General features: G+C 35.1%; 3 protein-coding genes. All 3 read left to right on the top strand.

All coding sequences use genetic code 11. The annotated features are described in order from the left end of the window. The first annotated feature begins 96 nt into the window (after positions 1–96). Positions 97–3,015, top strand: coding sequence for an acyl-CoA dehydratase activase (locus ACZQCL_RS06830; protein WP_337619245.1), 2,919 nt, complete (start codon positions 97–99; stop codon positions 3,013–3,015). 2 nt (positions 3,016–3,017) lie between these two features. Further along, on the top strand, positions 3,018–4,274 hold the full coding sequence (locus ACZQCL_RS06835) for a 2-hydroxyacyl-CoA dehydratase (RefSeq protein ID WP_265334378.1): 1,257 nt from the start codon (positions 3,018–3,020) through the stop codon (positions 4,272–4,274). Next, on the top strand, positions 4,271–4,490 hold a 220-nt coding region (locus ACZQCL_RS06840), incomplete at its 3' end, for a putative ABC transporter permease (protein ID WP_482482399.1). The genes ACZQCL_RS06835 and ACZQCL_RS06840, both read left to right, overlap by 4 nt.

Raw genomic sequence — 4,490 nt, forward strand, 5'->3', positions numbered from 1 at the left:
CAGTGGGGAGCCGTATGCGGGAAAACTGCACGTACGGTTCTTAGAGGAGTTTATCTCCAACTGTTTAAAAGATTATAGAAGGAGGTAAATTTACTTATGGGTTATCGTATAGGATTCGACATTGGAAGTACAACAATCAAAGCGGTTGTTTTAGATGAAAATAACCAAATCTGTTATAAAAGTTATGAAAGGCACAAGGCGCAAGTGCGTCAAAAAGCTTTAGATAAATTAGTAGAATTAAAGAAATATACAAAAGAACCATTTAAATTCGCAATCAGCGGATCAGGGGCTTTAGGATTAAGCGAACAAGGCGAATTGCCTTTTGTTCAAGAAGTATTTGCGAGTGCGACTGGAGTTAGTAAATTATACCCGGAAACAGATTGTGCTATTGAACTTGGTGGAGAAGATGCGAAAATTCTTTTCTTTCAAGGAAGTGTAGAACAAAGAATGAATTCAACTTGTGCTGGGGGTACAGGAGCTTTTATTGATCAAATGGCTACCTTATTAAATATGTCTTTAGAAGAAATGAATGAAGCTAGCTTAAACTATCATCGTTTATATCCCGTCGCATCTCGCTGTGGTGTGTTTGCAAAAACAGATATTCAGCCATTGATCAATCAAGGTGTGGATAAATGTGATTTATGTGCCAGTATTTTCCAGGCAGTAGTGGATCAAACCATTACTTCACTAGCACAGGGGAGAAAAATTGAAGGAAACATTCTGTTTTTAGGCGGACCACTTTACTTTATGAGTGGATTAAGAAATCGATTTGTTGAAACTTTAAAGTTAAGTGATGTACAAGTGAATTGTCCTGACACAGCCATTAACTTTGTGGCTTTAGGAACTGCCATTTGTGCAGATCAAGAATATACATATGATGAATTGTATAAGGCTTTAGAAGATCTGGTGCATGCACCAGCTAAATTAACAGAATCAAAACCTTTGTTTGAAAGTGAAGAAGACTATCAAAAATTTATTGAACGTCATAAATCACATGATGCGAAGTATGCAGATTTAAAAAATTATGCAGGTAAAGCTTATTTAGGAATTGATTCGGGTTCAACGACCACAAAACTCGTTTTACTCGATGAAAACGATGCGATTCTATATGATTCTTATACATCAAATAAGGGAAATCCATTGGATGTTGTATTAGAAGATTTAAAGAAAATTTATGAAACAAATCCAAATATTAAAATCTATGGATCCTATGCGACAGGTTATGGCGAAGAATTAATGCGTCATGCTTTCCATTTGGATGGTGGAATCGTTGAAACAATGGCACACTATACAGCTGCTCGATCTTTCAATCCAGAAGTAGACTACATTCTAGATATTGGTGGGCAGGATATTAAGTGTTTTAAAATTCGTGATGGACACATTGATGATATTGTGTTGAATGAAGCTTGTTCAAGTGGATGTGGTTCATTTATTGAAACGTTCGCAAAATCATTGGGGTATGATGCGAAAGAATTTGCGACACTTGGATTAAAATCGAAACACCCTGTTGATTTAGGAACTCGTTGTACAGTGTTTATGAATTCAGGGGTTAAACAAGCCCAAAAGAATGGAGCAAGTATTGAAGATATTTCGGCTGGACTTTGTAAATCTGTTGTAAAGAATGCGTTATATAAAGTTATTCGTGCAAAAAATAAGGACGATATTGGAAAGCATATCGTTGTGCAAGGTGGAACTTTCCAAAATGATTCTGTACTTCGTTGTTTTGAACAAGAACTTGGACTTGAAGTCATTCGACCAAGCATTGCACCTTTAATGGGGGCTTATGGAGCAGCTTTATATGCGAAAAAATTACATCGAACAAGAAGCAATATTTTGAATTATGAACAACTTGTTAAATTTACGCATAAATCACAATCTGTTGCTTGCCAAGGCTGCAACAACCATTGTTCATTGACAATTAATACATTCAATGATGGAACGCGCTTAGTTGCAGGAAACAAATGTGAAAAGATGGTTCATAATTTAGATATAAAAAAGGAAGAATTACCAGACTTATACAAAATCAAAACGGACATGTTGAATGCACAAAAGAAAAAATTTAAACATGATAAAAAAATTGGTATGCCTTTAGTTTTAAATAATTATGACTTATTGCCTTTCTGGACGCGTTTCTTTGATAGTTTAGGCTACGAAATTGTGTGGTCAACACCTAGTACTAAAGAAATGTATCATTCAGGACAACAAAGCATTCCTAGTGATACGGCATGTTTTCCTGCTAAAGTTGTGCACGGACATATTCAACAATTGATTGATAAAGGTGTGGATGTAATTTTCTATCCATGTATGACCTATAATGTAGATGAACATCAATCGGATAACCATTATAATTGTCCATTGGTTGCCTACTATCCAGAAGTGATTGCGGCCAATATGGATTTTGATAAGACAAAAATTGTATATCCATTCATTAATTTTGATCATGATGCGACTTTTGCGAAGGCCATTCGTATGCATTTTGAAAAGGTGGGTATTCATTTTAGTGAAAAAGATATTATTATTGCGAAAAATGCAGCCACAAATGAGTATGAAGCATTCCATGAACAATTAGTGAAGGAACATCGAAAAGCTGTAGCGTATGCACGCGAAAACAATCATCCAATTATTGTGCTTTGTGGACGCCCATATCATTTAGATCCACTGATTAATCATCAAATGAATCAGTTGTTGACACAACTTGGCTTTGTGGTTGTTAGTGAGGAAAGTGTCCCTCGTCAAAAGAATCATAAAGTGAATGTTTTAAATCAATGGACGTATCATGCAAGACTTTATCAAGCAGCACATTATGTAGTTGAGAATAAAGATATGAATTTAATTCAACTTGTTAGCTTTGGATGTGGTATTGATGCCATTACAAGTGATGAGGTTCGAGATATATTAAAGGATGGAAATAAATTTTATACTCAAATCAAAATTGATGAAATTGATAATTTAGGTGCGGCAAAAATTCGTTTGCGTTCATTGAAAGAGGCGATTGGCCAACAGAAAGGAGCATAAAATTGAGTTTAGAATATACATTATTTAATTCAGATATGAAGAAGGATTATACAATTTTAGTTCCTTCTATGCTTCCTATTCACTTTCGCTTATTGACACCTGTCTTTGCGAAAAGCGGATATAAATTAGAAGTTTTGACAAATGAAGGGGAGCAAGTACGTGAAGAAGGTTTAGCACATGTGCATAATGATACTTGTTATCCAGCGTTGTTGGTTATTGGGCAGATGATTGATGCGTTAAAAAGCGGAAAATATGATATGGATCATGTAGCCTGTGCTATTACACAAACGGCAGGAGGGTGTCGTGCAAGTAATTATCTTTCTTTATTGAGAAAAGCTTTGGCTATGGAAGGATGGCAACACATTCCTTGTTTATCTGCCAATGCGAATGGTCTAGAAAAAGGCAGTAGCGTTGAATTTACAATGCCTTTGATTCTTCGCATTCTTTATGGAGCTTTATATGGTGATGCTTTAATGTGGTTAAGCAATCAGGTGAAGCCTTATGAACTTGAAAAAGGAGCTACAGATAAGGCGGTAAATCAGTTTATTGATGAATTGATTCCAATGTTTGAACATGGATCTTATAAACAATCAAAACGTATTTATAAAAAGATGTTGGAAATGTTTAAGGCGATTCCACAAGATCGTACTCAGATAAAGATTCGTATTGGAATTGTTGGGGAAATTTATATGAAATATTCTCCATTAGGGAATCAACATTTAGAAGATTATTTGATTGAAGAAGGTTTTGAACCCGTTCTATCCGGCGTGATGGATTTTGCGCTATATTGTGTAGAAAATTCAATTATTGATTATGAGTATTATCATATGCACGAAAAAAATCACTATATATACAATATAGTAAAAGATGTGATTATGCGTATGCAGAAAACATTTAGAGATATAGTAAAAAAAGATGGAACTTTTATTGCACCAGACGATTTTAGTGAAGTCATTGATAATGGAAAAGCATTTATTGATCCAGGTGTAAAAATGGGTGAAGGTTGGCTTTTAACAGGTGAAGTTGTTTCACTTATTAAATCTGGCGTTACTAATGTGATTAGTGCACAGCCATTCGGTTGTCTGCCAAATCATATTGTTGCCAAAGGTATGGTTCGTAAGATTAAGGATGAATATCCGAAAGCGAATATTGTTGCGATTGATTATGATCCAAGCGCATCAAAGGTAAATCAGGAAAATCGTATTCGATTGATGTTGGCAAATGCAAAGTTAAGTGAAGAAATGAAGGCAAGTATATGATGGAATTTGTATATGCCTATGCCTACTTTGTTTTGTATGCCTTTTTAGGATGGGTGTGTGAAGACTTATATTGTGGGATTCCCGCAAAGAAATTTATTAACCGAGGCTTCTTTTATGGTCCGTATTGCCCAATCTATGGAGTAGGTGCTTTACTGGTTTTATATCCTTTATTGTTTGTGAAAGATTATCCTATACTTGTGTTTGTTTTAGGTGTCA

Source organism: Holdemanella sp. (assembly GCF_056804935.1).

Bases quoted from the DNA above. Each gene is read 5' to 3' on its own strand.
- ACZQCL_RS06830 (WP_337619245.1), top strand. From the start codon at position 97: ATGGGTTATCGTATAGGATTCGACATTGGAAGTACAACAATCAAAGCG.